Source organism: Runella salmonicolor, from assembly GCF_024158025.1.
Lineage (GTDB): Bacteria > Bacteroidota > Bacteroidia > Cytophagales > Spirosomataceae > Runella > Runella salmonicolor.
Window position 1 is genome coordinate 1 of the sequence record NZ_JAMZEL010000003.1, and the last position, 14,492, is coordinate 14,492.

Below are 14,492 nucleotides of genomic sequence, written 5' to 3' on the forward strand. Positions count from 1 at the left end.
AGCTGAGCAGTACTAATTGCCCAATAGCTTCTAAGTAAACTGCTTAATTAATTCCATTCCAATGTCAATAATTTAGGGCCTACTAGTTACTAGTTAGTCAATGATTTAACAGTGCGGGAGTTTGCGAGTGATTGCTAACTCATTTCCAAACTGCAAATGCCAATAATGACCTTGAAGGGCTTCGTGCTCTGGTGGTTACAGTGGGGGACGGTGCGACGAATCGCTTCACCTGATCCCTAACCTGCAAACGCCGATAACGACCTTGATGGTGGTTACAGGGCGGGTGTTCACCTCTTCCCATTCCGAACAGAGAAGTTAAGCCCCGCTCCGCCGATGATACTGAGATAAAACTTGGAAAAGTAGGTAGCCGCCACAATATTAAAAATGAAAGATATGCCTCCGTCGAGTCGGAGGCATTCTTATTCGGGATGTAGCGTAGTCCGGTCATCGCGCCTGGTTTGGGACCAGGAGGTCGCAAGTTCGAATCTTGCCATCCCGACATTAAAAGCGTTCACTATTTAATTAGTGGACGCTTTTTTTTATGCTCCTAAAACCCAGATTTCTAAAATTTGGGAAAGTCTTGCATGGGGGGAATAGGTGGTGTAATTTTGGCCTTTGAAATTTATAAAATTTGACATTTAGCACGTAATTCATCTGATGATCTTATATAGTACCAAAAACCCACAGCTTAAAGCAAACCTTGAAGAAGCAGTATTCCGGAGTCTTCCCTCAGATAATGGATTATATATGCCTGAGTATATTCCCAAGGTTTCAACCCAATTTTTAGAAGGTATTGAGCATTTATCGTTTAATGAAATTGCGTTTGAGGTTTCAAAAACCTTGCTAAATGATGATATTTCAAAAGCAGATATTCAAATGATTGTAGATAGAGCGTTTGATTTTGACGCTCCTGTTGTACCTATTGAAGAAAACATTCATTGTCTTGAGCTTTTTCATGGTCCTTCCATGGCTTTCAAGGATTTTGGGGCTCGATTCATGGCCTCTTTGATGTCTTATTTTTTAGTGCGTTCTCAAAAAGAAATACGGATTTTAGTGGCTACTTCTGGCGATACTGGTGGAGCTGTGGCGCAGGGATTTCATAACGTACCAGGCATAAGCGTCACTATATTGTATCCAAGTGGTAAAGTCAGTGATATTCAAGAAAAGCAATTGACAACACTGGGCGGAAATGTTACAGCGCTTGAAGTTGATGGAACATTTGATGATTGTCAAGCATTGGTTAAACAGGCTTTTTTAGATGCAGAATTGACGCAGAAATACAATCTTGCTTCTGCCAATTCGATAAATATATCGCGTTTAATTCCCCAATCTTTTTACTATTTCAGGGCCTATGCTCAAGTAAAGCATTTAGGACTTCCTGTTGTATTTTCGGTGCCCAGCGGAAATTTAGGAAACCTGAGTGCAGGTATATTAGCATATAAAATGGGGCTTCCTGTAGAACATTTTGTAACAACGACTAACCGTAATAATGTAGTCCCTAATTATTTAGAAACTGGCGTTTATAATCCTGTTCCGTCCATAGAGACTGTTTCCAATGCCATGGATGTAGGAAACCCGAGTAATTTTGTGCGGCTAACCCGTTTTTTTGGTGATGAATGGGAGCAGGTGAAAGAAGTTGTTTCAGGATTTTGGTTTAATGATGACCAAACCAAAGCCGCAATGCGTGATGTGTACGAACGTGAGGGCTATTTGATGTGTCCTCATACGGCGGTTGCTTATTTAGGATTGAAGGAATACATGAATTTAACAAAAAAAGACCTAACAGGGGTGTTTTTATCAACGGCTCATTACGCGAAGTTTCTCAATGTTGTGGAAGAAGCGCTCGGGAGCGCTGATGTTGAAATTCCTGCGCGTTTGTCAGAATTGTTAAATAAAACTAAAGTGGCTACTCCGATGAGTACCCGTTTTGAAGATTTTAAAGATTATCTGCTGTCATAGACTTAAAATAGGCATTTTGATAATGTCTTTATACTATGCAAGTTATCGTTGCTCGAACTTCTGAACACTACGCTGCTGCCGTTATGCTATTCAAGGAGTATGCGTTAGGGTTAGGAATTGACTTAAAGTTTCAGAAATTTGATGATGAACTGCAAATACTACCCACCATGTACGGCCCTCCAACGGGGGAGCTATGGCTTATACAGGCCAAAGAGCAATTCGTAGGTTGTGCGGCGCTGAGGCAACTGGATAAACAAACGTGTGAACTGAAGCGTATGTTTATCCAGCCCGCCTTTCGCGGGCTTCATTTGGGTGAGCAGCTCATGGAGGTGGCGATTGATACTGCGCGTAAACTAGGGTATACGTCCATAAAACTGGATAGCCTTCGACGTTTAGTACCTGCCGTTAAATTATATCTTCGTTATGGATTTACCGAAATCCATCCTTATAACTTCAATCCTGAAGAAGACGTTGTTTATTTTGAGAAAAAGCTCTTAGGCTTATAACTTCATCACCAAAATTTTCCATTCATTTTGTTCTTTAACCGTTGGTCGTAAAATATATTTTATTACCTTGCATTGCATAGTACCTTTGATTCAATAATAAAACAAAGAAAAGATAAAGAGCATTGACCAATTGACGTTAAAACGAAAATCAAGCAGTGCTCATCGCCTAAAATCCAACATCTTAACATTGCAAAGCCATGAACAGCAAACAATTGCGTCGTATTCCGAATGAAGGAGTCCTTGGTGGGGTAGCCGCTGGCCTCGCCGATTATTTTGGTATAGATAAAGCCATAATGCGGGTCATTTTTGTCGTATTAATGTTTTTTACCAAGGGATTTCCCATCATTTTAATCTATATTATTCTGTGGGCGGCGTTGCCTACTGGCGAGCCTACAGTGACCGTTACAGACCCAGAAAACGTTTATTTGAATAATCCGCAATCTAAAAAGGACTTTGGCAAAGGAGCCGAAATCATTGGCTATGGCCTGCTTATTATCGGTGGATTTATGCTTTTTGACCGTCTTTTCTATTGGATTGATTTGGAGCGATTTGTGCCAGCAGCATTACTCATTGGTTTGGGTCTTTTCTTGATTTTGAGAACAACATCTCATAAATCAGCGACGACTTTTACCGCCGATACAGAGCGTGCCACTCCTTCATGGACTGATTCAGCTCCTATCAATGATTGGGAGCCTCCAAAGACGACAACAACGTCGAAAGAATCAGAAACACCTGATGGTTCTGAAGAGCCCAAAGTATAGATTTTCAAGCCTGCCGCCAATATCCTGCGGCAGGCTTGAAAATAATCCTCTAATAATCTATAAACTTTTCAACTCAAACTTCCTTTTGCCATGAACTATCAAAGCACTTTTTGGGGCGCGCTCCTTGTACTTATCGGCGGGCTACTGCTTATGCGTGAACTTTTCGATTGGTTTGATTTCGAGCGATTTTTTTGGCCAGTATTGTTTATTGCGGGTGGGGCACTCCTGATTTTTAAAGACAAACTTAAAAAAATATCTTAAGCCAGAAAGCCATGAAACAATCTTCAAATGCCCTGTTTTGGGGCACTTTTTTACTGGCTGTCGGACTGATACTCTTGGCCAAAACCCTCGGTTGGTTTCACATTGATTGGGGAATGACCTTACGCTTCTGGCCAGTATTGTTGGTATTGGCAGGTTTCAGCCTTTTACTGAAGCAAAGTTGGTCAGGAATTTTGACGGCCATTCTGATTGCGATTGCCATTCCATCGGCCATTATCAACGGAGCGAACAAAAAACTTCGTCACTGGAATGATGACGGAATCGAGTTTAATCTACACGATTTTGATGATGACGATGATAACAATAATGAGGATGACGAGTATGACAAGCGCTCCCAAACGTATTCGAAGGACGGTGAAACGCATTTCTCCGAACCGCTGGCCGAGGGTACTACCGAAGCGACGCTTAATTTTGGGGCAGGTGCGGGAGAGTTTAAAATAGAAGGCACAACGTCTCAATTGGTGGAAGCCGACGCTGAAACAAAGTTTGGTAACTATGTGCTGACAACTAAGCGGAACGAAAGCACCAAAATTAGCTCCGTTAATTTTGAGATGGAAAGTAAAGATAGCACTAAGCGCGTTCGGATTAAGGATTTTGACAACATGGACAATCACGTCGAGATGCGACTGAGTGATAAGCCTGTTTGGTCATTTGACTTAGGTTTGGGAGCTGGAAAAGCCGAGTTTGATTTGTCGGAGTACAAAGTCAAAAAGGTAAAAATCGGAGCTGGTGCGGCAGAAGTTGATTTGAAATTGGGCGAAAAAATTGAAAATAACGCCGAAGTAAAAATTGACGCGGGGGTTGCCTCCATCGAAATCAATATTCCAGAATCAATTGGCTGTGAATTTACGGTTGACGGGGCTTTTAATTCTAAAGAGTTGGATAATTTTGAAAAAATAAGCGATGGACTTTATCGTACTTCCAATTATAATTCGGCTACCAAAAAAATCAAAGTATCATACAACGGTGGATTGTCAAAGTTAGAAATCAATCGGTATTAAATTAACACCAATAAATAATCCAAAAATGCTGTCAGTTAAAATAACTGGCAGCATTTTTGTTTTTTGTACCTTTGTCAATCACGCAACAAACAGCCCGTTTTTTCGTTTAAAATTGGCAAACATTCGCATTCTAATGAAAAATATACTGACCGCTGCCGCTTTTTTTACAAGCGTTACCCTTTTTGCCCAAACGACGGCAAAAGACTTTACCATTTCGGGGACGGCCAAAAATCTTCAACCCAATGACAAGGTATACCTTGAAATTGCGGGTACTCAGCCACTTGTGAGAATAGACTCATCAAAAGTAGGGCCTGACAAACGCTTTACTTTTAAACGTAAAGAACTAGATGAAGGTACCGTGTACCAACTCAATCTTGCCAACGCACAACGGGTTATTGTGCTGATTGAAGGCGGAGAAACCATTGAGATTGCAGCGGATGGAACGGAGAAAGGGGCAGCAAAAGTAAGTGGCTCCAAGAACAACGATTATTACCAGCAATTGATTGGCATGTATAAAGAGATGAACGAAAAGTCTCAGAAATGGCAGGAAGAATATGCCCAGGCCGAACAAAAGAAAGACAGTAAAAAAATAGCGAAGATTCAGCAGGATTTTGAAGCCGCAAGTCAAGGATTTACGGGGAAAGTCAAAAGTATGATTCCTGAAATGGGAACGTCGTTGGCAGCGTTGTTTGCGACCAATTTTCTGAATCCAGAAGTTGATTTTGCGACCATTGATGCGCTGGCAAAACGCTTTGAGGTAGAGCGCCCAACCATGAAACAGGCGCAGGTTTTTGTCGGAAATGCCAAACGTATGCGCGGAATTCAGATTGGCGATGCCGCCCCTGAAATTACGCTCAACAGCACACAGGATAAACCCGTAAGTCTCTCTTCATTGAAAGGAAAGATTGTGTTGATTGATTTCTGGGCTTCTTGGTGTGGGCCATGCCGTCAGGAAAATCCGAATGTGGTGCGGGTTTATAATCGTTTTAAAGACAAGGGGTTTGAAATCTTCAGCGTGTCGCTCGACCGCGACAAAGCGGCTTGGTTGAAAGCCATTGAAAAAGACGGATTGATTTGGCCAAGCCACGTTTCAGACTTAAAATATTGGCAGTCAATTGCGGCTCAAACTTACGGTGTCAATGCCATTCCTGCTACTTTCCTGTTGGATAAGGATGGAAAAGTAATTGATAAAAACCTACGCGGTGCCGCATTGGAGAAAAAGCTCGAAGAATTATTGAAGGTAAATAATTAAGAGTAGGTCTAGTTCAGACGCTTTTTATGCTTTTCATCAAAACTTTTCAGGTTTTCAAAACTTGGAAAGTTTTTTTATTTTCAATGAAATCTTAATCTTTACATTCCAAGAAACAGAAAAATGTAAAACAGTAAATGTTAATGGTTAAAAGCCCAAAATGGGGCACTGAACCCCAAAAAACAATATTGTTTTACAATTATTACTAGACATAGACCTTTTACTTTCATGAAATTGCATTTCTACCCTCGCATACCTTTTTTTATTGCTGTCTTGTATTTTTCGTCGTTTGCGGTGCAAGCCCAGACCTCTGATTTTACGGCAGAGCATGAGTTTACCCAAAACTGTGAAGGACCATCCGTCGATTCAGACGGGTCGGTGTATGCCGTTAACTACATCATGGACGGTACCATTGCCAAAATTTCCAAACGTAATAAAGCATCTATTTTTCTCACTTTGCCAAAAGGAAGTACAGGAAACGGGATTCGGTTTGGCAACGCTACGACCTTTTACGTAGCTGATTTTACGGGGCACAATGTTTTGAAAGTAGATGTCACAACCAAGCAAGTGAGCGTTTATTGCAACGAACCTAAAATGAACCAGCCAAATGATTTGGCTATTACCACAAATGGGCATATTTTTTGCTCAGATCCAAACTGGAAAGAAGGAACGGGGCAGGTTTGGCACGTGTCGCCAGAGGGCAAGGCCCGAATCGTGGCGCCCGATATGGGAACAACCAACGGAATTGATGTAAGTCCAGATGAAAAAACACTGTACGTCAATGAAAGTGTCCAACGCAATGTTTGGGCCTTTGATTTGGCGGCCGATGGCTCTCTTTCCAATAAACGGCTGTTGCATAAATTTAGTGATGGTGGTATGGATGGAATGCGCTGTGATGCCAAAGGAAATCTGTACATTACAAGGCATGGCAAGGGCGAAGTAGCAGTAGTGTCGCCCGAAGGAAAAGTCATAAAAACGATTAGTACAAAGGGCAAAAGTGTTTCAAATATTTGCTTTGGAGGCAAAAAAGGGCGAACTTGCTACATCACTCTCCAAGATCGCGGTTGCCTCGAAACTTTTCAGGCAGAAGCTCCTGGACGGGAGTGGCTGATGATGAAAGCGTTTTTGGGAAAGAAATAAACCTATTCTATGTACAAGTTTTTAACTGTTTGTTTATCCTTAATTTCACCATTATTTTTGATGTCAGCGGATGCTCCCGGTGCCCAACTATTGACTTTGGGGCAGGCGTTTTTGCAGCTTAATGCGCAGATTAGGGAGCAAACCATTGAGCCAGATTCTGCCCAGTTACGCTTTCGGTTGATTTTCAGTGAACTGCGCGAAGTAACCGACGGCTACCGTCAACAAACGTGCAGTGATTCTATTCGTTTTGTTTTTCCCATAAAATCATACGATGCTGAGCAAATCGGTGGAAATGGTTCAGGATACCGTCCGTTTGGCTTTAATCTATTTGACCATTCGGTACAGGGTAGCCACCCAGCCCATGATATATTTGTTTATGACCGCAATCAGGATAATTTGGATGACCAAACCGAACAACCCATTGATGTACTGGCGATGCGCCCCGGTATTGTAGTGGCTACCGAATCTAACTGGAGTCCCGAAAGCACCTATCGAGGCGGTAATTTCGTGTGGATTTATGATCCGTGTTTGGATGGGTTGTTTTATTATGCACATCACAGCCGGGTAACGGTTCAAGTAGGTGACCAGGTGACGGCAGGGCAAAAAATTGCGGAGGTAGGAAGAACGGGCTTCAATGCCGCCAAACGCCGTTCAGGAACTCATTTACACCTTATGTACCTTCAGCTTACGCCCGAAGCGTTGCCCATGCCGCTCAATACATACGATTGGCTGGCATCTGCCGAAGTGATAAAATAAAAGGAGTCAAAGTGAACCCTTAACTCCTTTTGTATTCCATTATTTTCTGATTAAATCCCTAAGTTCGACTTGTAACGGTTTGTTGTCGGGGAACTCTTGTGGAATCCATCGCTCCACTATCTTTCCTTGCGCATCAATGAGTACAAAAGGGTAGCGCATCGTAGAAGCATAGGCCTCTTTAAGCATTTGTGCATCATCGTCGGAGGCCCATAGATGCAATACACCTGGGCGTTTTTCGGTGGTTGGCTGCCACATTTCATACGTCGTTGCTGGGGTTATGTTGAGGTAGACAAAATTCAAACGGCCACGGTATTTTTCTTCCAAAGGTTTAAAATCATTTTCGTGCTGTTTTAGATTATAGCAGAAAGCAATGCAAACAGGCTTGCCCCGCAGACTTGACAAAGCTACGGTGTTACAATCGCGGTCTTTAAGCATAAACTCGGGTGCTAGAGCGGCTACCTCCATCTTCTCTTTTGCTTCGATAGTACGTTTAAAATAAGGCACCAGAGCTGATTCTGGATATGTTTGTTCGTACTTGGCCAACAATCCACGGGCTGTGCTCATATTGCTCCGAAACGTGGTAGAATAATTGAGCCAATGGGTCAACAAATATTCTTTTTGTTTGGGATAACTCTGGAGTTCTTCGCTGCTCAGTTGATACGCCATTTGCACCGCCTCCGGGGATAATATATACCGCTTCGCGGAGTCGGTAGGATATTTTTGGATGACGGGTACTTGAATAAAATTGCGCAGCTCGTTGCGATAAACCTCACTTAGCAGGGCCGCATCGGGCATAATTTTAAAATTCTGAAGTGCTAGCTCCTGAATTTCTTTTCGTTGATTGGGTTTTAGCTGCACACCCTGACTCTCACGGATTTTTTTGTCAGAAACTACAAGTTTAAGCAGATAAGGTTCCGTATTTGTAATGGCCGTCACGTAGGTTTCAAATGCTTCGTCGATGGGTTGTTGGCCCTTCAAAGTTTGCAAGCGTTGTTGACGTGTACGTTGTAGACTGTCAACCTTGGTGAGAATGTGAAAATTATCAATTTGGGAAGGATTATACCCAAATTGGGGCAAATAATCATACATATTTTCCCGAAAATAATCTCTAAGGTACTCTTGGTAGCGGGCATTGGTGCCCGTAAAAGTTAGTGTTTTGTTAGGAGAAATGCCGATTGCCAGGTTATCATTTGGGCTGATGAACAGCAAATAATTTACACTTTCTTGGCTTTTATTGGCATTTATCATGCGTTTGTTGACGATATTCAATCGAACAACCTGCGGTTCTTTCAGTGCAAATTCGGTCTTTGCCCATTGTTTTGTACTGTCGTCAAATACACCGATGTTTAGAAATTCTACGTCGGTAAGACCAATGGAAGGCGCATCAAGATAACGGACTTTCTCGGCGGTTAAAGAGACAATAAAATCATTGTTTTGGGGCAATTTGAGCAGGATTTGAGCTGTTTGGGCCTTTGCCGTTAAGCTTAAAAAAAGGCAAAAAGCGAACAATTTTTTCGTCATAAAGATTTTTGTTAGTTGTATAGTGAGTTAAATGTGGATACTTGCCGAAGGTGTTAACCCAATGACCCAAGATAATAAAACGAATAAGTTGACTAAAACGTGTCTTTTTGTTGCGTCAATTAAGTTTCGGCAGTTCCTAAAAGAGTACTGATGGGTTTCCATGAAGGAACGTGGTCGGCAATCACTTTCAGGATGGCTGCAAAAGGTAAGAACAAAACCATGCCAGACACTCCCCATATCACCCCGCCGATAAACAATGCAATGATGGATGCCAGTGTATTCACTTTCAATTGGCTACCAACGACCATCGGAAAAATGACATTGGCTTCCAAATATTGCACGACCCCAAACACGGCTACCACTGCCAAAGGATACCAAAGAGAATCATAAGAAATCCAAGCAATCGAAATAGGCAACAGCGCTCCTACCATGATACCCACGTAAGGAATGATGGTCAAAATGGAGGTAATGAACCCAAACAAAATGGCGTACTCAATCCCGATGATGGCCAGCCCGATGGAGTTTAGAATACCGACCGATAGATAAACCAGCAGCAGCCCCTTGATGTAATTATGATAAGTTTGGACCGTTTGATGCGTAACCGAGTAGACAAGTTTTTGGTTTGATTCGCCAAAAAGTTCGTATAAAAATTTCATGATTAAACCGCGATAGTACAGAAACAACGCCGTAAATAAAGGAATCATGAAGGCGTTGAAAAGCAGATTGGCTGTGACATTAAACGTTCCTACCAAAACAACCCCAATTTTGGAACCTGCTTCTGAGCCTGTTTTAATCAACCAATTGTCCAACATTTTTTCGGTGAGATGAAAACGGAATCTAAGCCATTCCTGTATTTGAGGCCAATTTTCTTTGAATTTGGTAGTGATTTTGGGTACTTCTTTTTGAAACTCGTCCAATTGCCAAACCAATAATGTCACCAATGCGGCTACAATCAGGAAGACGATGGCTAAGCAAGCAGTGATGGCTAAACTGCGGGGCCATTTCCACTTTTCTAACTTCTGACAAAAAGGTGCCATGACGATAGCAACCAATAAACCAAAAGTCATGGGTATGGTAATGGATTGCGTAAAGTACATAAAGACAGCTACAAAAAAGACGATTTGAAGATACCGGACGCTTTGTTGAGTAGTTGGCATAACGAATAGTTTTTTGACAATATTGGTAAAAAATCAGCAAAAGCCCTCTGATGAATATCAATGTCAGGATTCGAAAGTACAAAAAACGAAACAGCCGTTCTGCAACGGCTGTTTCGTTTTTATGGCATGAAAAGAGCAAGAGAGACGATTACTTGCCCGTATTTACGACCCCGGAGGGATTAAATTGAATCCATTCTAAACCAAACAAGCCTTTGTTTTCGGGAACGGATTGGGCGGTAGTGAACACAAGATAAACGTTGTGAAGCTTTTCATCGGGTCGACGAATAGACGCATTTAATACCCCTACTTTATTGTCGGGTACTTCTACTTCACCAATCAAAGCGCCCGTTGGGCTATCGAGTCGCACTTCGATTTTGCCACCTACTGTACGGCTTGGCTCGGCATAGACCATAAACGAAAGCGTACTGATGTCGGTCAAATCAATGTCTTTGTATACCGCATAGCTGCCATTTTTGACGGGTGCCAGTACTTCGCTTTTGGTTGGCAATTCTACCTTGGTAGCATCCTTAACTTCGTCATTTTGCACCGCCTTCACTTTGGCGGGGCGCAGGGCTACCGTGGTGGTAGAAGTCTGCGGACCTAGGTTAGCGTTTCCTTTGTCAGTATAGCTTGCCGTAAAAATATATGAACCTTCTTTTTGCTTGGCCGCAGTTACGTATTCTCCTTTGACGGGTTTTTTATCGGGGCCTTTTTCGTTGGCCAACGACATAATGTAACGCACTATCTCCTTGGCGTCGTCTTTCTTAATTTGGGGGTGGGCACTCATGGCTTGCTCGCCCCAAACACCGCCGCCACCATTGATGATTTTATCGGCAAGCATACTTACCACGTCGCGCTCTCTTTGGTATTTTTTTGCTACATCGCGATACGATGGGCCAATTGATTTTTTGTCAATGCTGTGACAGGCCATACAATCAGAAAGCTCCATAAGGCGTTTTCCCGTGGCAAATCCCAAATTTGCTTGGTGGCCCTGGGCCAGAATGGTCTTGTCAAATCCTTCCAAATAATCGATTGTTACGATGACATCCTCGGGGCTGATTTTCTTATTTGCCAAGCTACCGTCTTCTTTATCAGCCACTTTTACTTCGTAGCTAACGGGTTTATTTTCCCAATAAAAAGATTTATTACCTGCTACGGCTACTTCCACTTTTGGAGGCTCGTTGCCCACTTTTACTTCTACATTGCTTGACGAAACATTTCCTTTTGCATCAGTTACTTTCAGCGTAGCGGTATAGGTGCCAGGTTTTGTATAAGTAAAAGTTGGGTTTGGCAGGGTGCTTTTAGGAAGACCTTTGCCAAAACTCCACTCATAGGTGAGTGCATCCCCGTCATAATCTACCGTTCCTTTAGAAGAGAAAACGGCTTTCATGGGCGCTGCACCTGCTTTTTTGTTGACAGTGGCGGCGGCCACTGGCTTACGGTTTCCGGCATTGTACGTAATCCGCGACAAACGCGAATCGTCATTCTGGGCAAACCAAGTGTTTCCGTATTCCATGACGTACAACGAACCGTCAACGGCAAACTGCATATCAATCGGGTGGCTAAACTTAGTGCTTGGCATGAAGGTTTCCATGCTTACAAAATCGCCTTCTTTGGTCATCGTAACGGGGTGAATCCAATCACGAATCCATTCGTATGCAAACAGTTTTCCATCATAATGGCGGGGAAATTTTACGTCATTTTCTGGATAGTCATCATAGTAATATACAGGCCCAGCCATGGCGTTGCGACCGCCTTTTCCCACGATGGGGCCAAATTCAGGTGACTCGGCATAAGGATAATAAATAAAGGCTTTTTGGGCAGGAGGCAATTCAATCAAACCCGTGTTGTGCGGGGAGTCGTTGATGGGTTTTGCGGGGTCAAATCTTTCGCCCGATATTTTGGTTCCCATATCATAACGATTGTAGGCTCTATTGTCGGCCACAAATAGGGGATACCCAAAATAACCTGCTTTACGGGCCTGATTGACTTCATCGTACCCGCGCGACCCGCGCGTTTCACTGTCGTTGCCAGCATCTGGACCTACTTCGCCCCAGTACAGAAAACCAGTACGCTGGTCTACTGAAATACGGTAGGGGTTACGGTTTCCCATGATGTAGATTTCGGGGCGGGCTTTTTCGGTGCCTGGAGCAAAAAGATTCCCAGACGGGATGTCATATCCACCTTCGGCGCGGGGTTTGATGCGGAGGATTTTACCCCGTAAATCATTGGTGTTTGAAGAAGTAGAGCGACCGTCCCAGTTGGCTCTTCCAGGGCGTCCGTCGAGTGCGCCGTAGCCATCATTACCAAACGGGTTGATATCGTCGCCAGTAGAGAGGTACAAATTGCCTTGCTTGTCCCAAGCAATGGAGCCTCCGGTATGGCAGCAATCATTGCGTTTGACGGGTACACGAAGCAGCACTTGCTCGGTACTCAGCAGCAAAGTATCGCGCTCGGTATCGTACTTCATACGTACCAGCCGTTGTGAAGTGTCAGCCTCTGAAGAGACGGGAGAATAGTATAAGTAAACCCACTTGTTTTGTTTGAAATCAGGATCAACGTTGATGCCCATCAACCCGTATTCTTGTTTGATATAAACAGGGATATTGCCTACAACTTTATAGGTGTTGGGCTTTTTAGGATTATAAAGCTTTACTTTCCCTTTTCGCTCAGTAAACAGGACACGGTGGTCGTCTAGCACAACCAGCTCCGTGGGCTCGTCCAATTTTTCAAGTAAAATGTTTTTTGTAAAACGATTTTCTTCGGGAAGGGCAGGGGACTGGGCTGAAACGGTACTACTTAGCAATGCGGCTAGCAATAGCGAACTACTACCCATACACATTGTTTTTTTCCAAAATGGATTTTCCATGAGGTCACTTATGTTTGTTATAATTTTAATACTAAAGTACAAAAGCACCGAAAACTAATGATGTAGCCGGTGTACATATAACGTTGAAAGTCGAATATGGTACTATTGGGCGCGTATAACAGAAAACTATTTTTATCGAAAACGGTTTGTTTAATGAATTGTTTGACCGCAGAAAAACTGTAATAGGTTGTATACCAAGCATTCTGTCTTTGTTTGAACTAATGAAAAAAATAAATCGTTTATTTATTGGATTTAGAATACAATTTAACCGATATTTGTCACGTTTTTTTCAAAAACCAAATACAAAAGTGGCACAAACTCTCTCACATACTCGCTGCGCGCACATTACGCCATTTTTTTGTAGGTCCGAAAGGACACATTAATACTGTTTGCCTACGCGGCGAACGCTCTCGCCAGATTCCCAAAAATCGTTTCTTTTTTTTCTCAACACCAAAGCGGATTTGTTGTCTCCGCAGAGGATTCAATTCCAATAAATGACAATGTCAAACATCGAAATAGTAGCCAACGAGTACATCGTAGAAACAGCCGAAGACAAACACTTCCATCTCGCCGAAACCATCTGTAAAGAGATGGAAGAAAGTGCCAAACAACGCGGAACTGGAATCGCCAAACGCTCACCTGTGTATATTCAGGAAAAAATGGCCGAAGGCAAAGCCATCATCGCCACAACGTTGCTTGGAGAATGGGTTGGTTTTTGTTATATCGAGACCTGGGAGCATGGCAAGTTTGTGGCCAACTCTGGGTTGATTGTTCACCCTGATTATCGCAAAAGCGGTATCGCGAAAGCCATCAAAAGAAAGGCTTTCGAACTCTCGCGGACCAAATATCCAGAGGCCAAAATCATCGGAATTACGACCAGCTTGGCCGTGATGAAGATTAACTCAGATTTGGGATATGAGCCCGTTACGTTCAGTGAATTACCCGCCGACGACGCCTTTTGGAAAGGCTGTTCGAGCTGCGTAAATTATGACGTACTCACCCGGACCAACCGTAAAAACTGCCTTTGTACGGGGATGATGTATGACCCGTTGCAAGTACCGAAAACGGAAAAAAAGGCACCTTGGGACTTTCTGAAAGAATCTAAATTGTACGAGCGCTGGATGCGTATCAAACAGCGGATTCTGTTGCGTCGCGAAATACGTGAAGCCAAAGCCCGTAAACGTCAGAACGAATTGGAGTTGGTACACTAGACTCCCTGTAAAGTACATACGGTCCTAATTGGTAATTTAAACTGCCAGTTAGGACCTTTTTTTTTAGTAACCTTGTCGTTATT

The 14,492-nt window shown here is 42.9% G+C and carries 12 protein-coding genes, 1 tRNA gene and 1 rRNA gene; 11 read left to right on the forward strand and 3 right to left on the reverse strand.

Annotated elements, in window-relative coordinates; all coding sequences use genetic code 11:
• Positions 1–264: 264 nt before the first annotated feature.
• The 10 genes from rrf to NCI00_RS09290 all read left to right on the forward strand — a co-directional run bounded on the left by rrf (position 265) and on the right by NCI00_RS09290 (position 7,651).
• A 5S ribosomal RNA gene (gene rrf / locus NCI00_RS09245) occupies positions 265–376 on the forward strand.
• Positions 377–424: 48 nt separating this feature from the next.
• Positions 425–499, forward strand: a tRNA-Pro gene (locus tag NCI00_RS09250).
• A gap of 158 nt (positions 500–657) precedes the next feature.
• Positions 658–1,959 (forward strand): threonine synthase, encoded by a 1,302-nt coding sequence (gene thrC, locus NCI00_RS09255; RefSeq protein WP_253526865.1) that lies wholly within the window; start codon positions 658–660, stop codon positions 1,957–1,959.
• Between the two features lie 35 nt (positions 1,960–1,994).
• Positions 1,995–2,465 (forward strand): GNAT family N-acetyltransferase, encoded by a 471-nt coding sequence (locus NCI00_RS09260; protein ID WP_253526866.1) that lies wholly within the window; start codon positions 1,995–1,997, stop codon positions 2,463–2,465.
• Positions 2,466–2,662: 197 nt separating this feature from the next.
• A complete protein-coding gene (locus NCI00_RS09265) occupies positions 2,663–3,226 on the forward strand; it encodes a PspC domain-containing protein (RefSeq protein ID WP_253526868.1) in 564 nt (187 codons plus the stop codon).
• Between the two features lie 90 nt (positions 3,227–3,316).
• Positions 3,317–3,487, forward strand: coding sequence for a LiaI-LiaF-like domain-containing protein (locus NCI00_RS09270; RefSeq protein WP_166559382.1), 171 nt, complete (start codon positions 3,317–3,319; stop codon positions 3,485–3,487).
• Positions 3,488–3,498: 11 nt separating this feature from the next.
• On the forward strand, positions 3,499–4,506 hold the full coding sequence (locus tag NCI00_RS09275) for a toast rack family protein (protein WP_253526870.1): 1,008 nt from the start codon (positions 3,499–3,501) through the stop codon (positions 4,504–4,506).
• A gap of 133 nt (positions 4,507–4,639) precedes the next feature.
• Entirely contained in the window at positions 4,640–5,758 is a 1,119-nt protein-coding gene (locus NCI00_RS09280) for a TlpA disulfide reductase family protein (RefSeq protein WP_253526872.1), read from the forward strand.
• Between the two features lie 225 nt (positions 5,759–5,983).
• Complete coding sequence (locus NCI00_RS09285; protein WP_253526874.1) at positions 5,984–6,895, forward strand: SMP-30/gluconolactonase/LRE family protein; 912 nt, start codon at positions 5,984–5,986, stop codon at positions 6,893–6,895.
• Between the two features lie 60 nt (positions 6,896–6,955).
• Positions 6,956–7,651, forward strand: coding sequence for a M23 family metallopeptidase (locus NCI00_RS09290; protein WP_253526876.1), 696 nt, complete (start codon positions 6,956–6,958; stop codon positions 7,649–7,651).
• A gap of 39 nt (positions 7,652–7,690) precedes the next feature.
• Here NCI00_RS09290 and NCI00_RS09295 read toward each other — a convergent pair whose 3' ends face one another.
• The 3 genes from NCI00_RS09295 to NCI00_RS09305 form a co-directional block, all read right to left on the reverse strand.
• Complete coding sequence (locus NCI00_RS09295; RefSeq protein ID WP_253526878.1) at positions 7,691–9,172, reverse strand: TlpA family protein disulfide reductase; 1,482 nt, start codon at positions 9,170–9,172, stop codon at positions 7,691–7,693.
• Positions 9,173–9,291: 119 nt separating this feature from the next.
• Positions 9,292–10,329, reverse strand: a complete 1,038-nt coding sequence (locus NCI00_RS09300; protein ID WP_253526880.1) for an AI-2E family transporter — start codon at positions 10,327–10,329, stop codon at positions 9,292–9,294.
• 148 nt (positions 10,330–10,477) lie between these two features.
• Positions 10,478–13,198, reverse strand: coding sequence for a PQQ-dependent sugar dehydrogenase (locus NCI00_RS09305; protein ID WP_253526882.1), 2,721 nt, complete (start codon positions 13,196–13,198; stop codon positions 10,478–10,480).
• 500 nt (positions 13,199–13,698) lie between these two features.
• Here NCI00_RS09305 and NCI00_RS09310 point away from each other — a divergent pair, with 500 nt between their 5' ends.
• Positions 13,699–14,409, forward strand: a complete 711-nt coding sequence (locus NCI00_RS09310) for a GNAT family N-acetyltransferase (RefSeq protein WP_166559374.1) — start codon at positions 13,699–13,701, stop codon at positions 14,407–14,409.
• Positions 14,410–14,492 lie beyond the last annotated feature (83 nt).

Bases quoted from the DNA above. Each gene is read 5' to 3' on its own strand.
- NCI00_RS09310 (WP_166559374.1), top strand. From the start codon at position 13,699: ATGTCAAACATCGAAATAGTAGCCAACGAGTACATCGTAGAAACAGCC.
- NCI00_RS09300 (WP_253526880.1), bottom strand. From the start codon at position 10,329: ATGCCAACTACTCAACAAAGCGTCCGGTATCTTCAAATCGTCTTTTTT.
- NCI00_RS09295 (WP_253526878.1), bottom strand. From the start codon at position 9,172: ATGACGAAAAAATTGTTCGCTTTTTGCCTTTTTTTAAGCTTAACGGCA.
- NCI00_RS09290 (WP_253526876.1), top strand. From the start codon at position 6,956: ATGTCAGCGGATGCTCCCGGTGCCCAACTATTGACTTTGGGGCAGGCG.
- NCI00_RS09285 (WP_253526874.1), top strand. From the start codon at position 5,984: ATGAAATTGCATTTCTACCCTCGCATACCTTTTTTTATTGCTGTCTTG.
- NCI00_RS09275 (WP_253526870.1), top strand. From the start codon at position 3,499: ATGAAACAATCTTCAAATGCCCTGTTTTGGGGCACTTTTTTACTGGCT.
- thrC (WP_253526865.1), top strand. From the start codon at position 658: ATGATCTTATATAGTACCAAAAACCCACAGCTTAAAGCAAACCTTGAA.
- NCI00_RS09280 (WP_253526872.1), top strand. From the start codon at position 4,640: ATGAAAAATATACTGACCGCTGCCGCTTTTTTTACAAGCGTTACCCTT.
- NCI00_RS09305 (WP_253526882.1), bottom strand. From the start codon at position 13,198: ATGGAAAATCCATTTTGGAAAAAAACAATGTGTATGGGTAGTAGTTCG.
- NCI00_RS09260 (WP_253526866.1), top strand. From the start codon at position 1,995: ATGCAAGTTATCGTTGCTCGAACTTCTGAACACTACGCTGCTGCCGTT.
- NCI00_RS09270 (WP_166559382.1), top strand. From the start codon at position 3,317: ATGAACTATCAAAGCACTTTTTGGGGCGCGCTCCTTGTACTTATCGGC.
- NCI00_RS09265 (WP_253526868.1), top strand. From the start codon at position 2,663: ATGAACAGCAAACAATTGCGTCGTATTCCGAATGAAGGAGTCCTTGGT.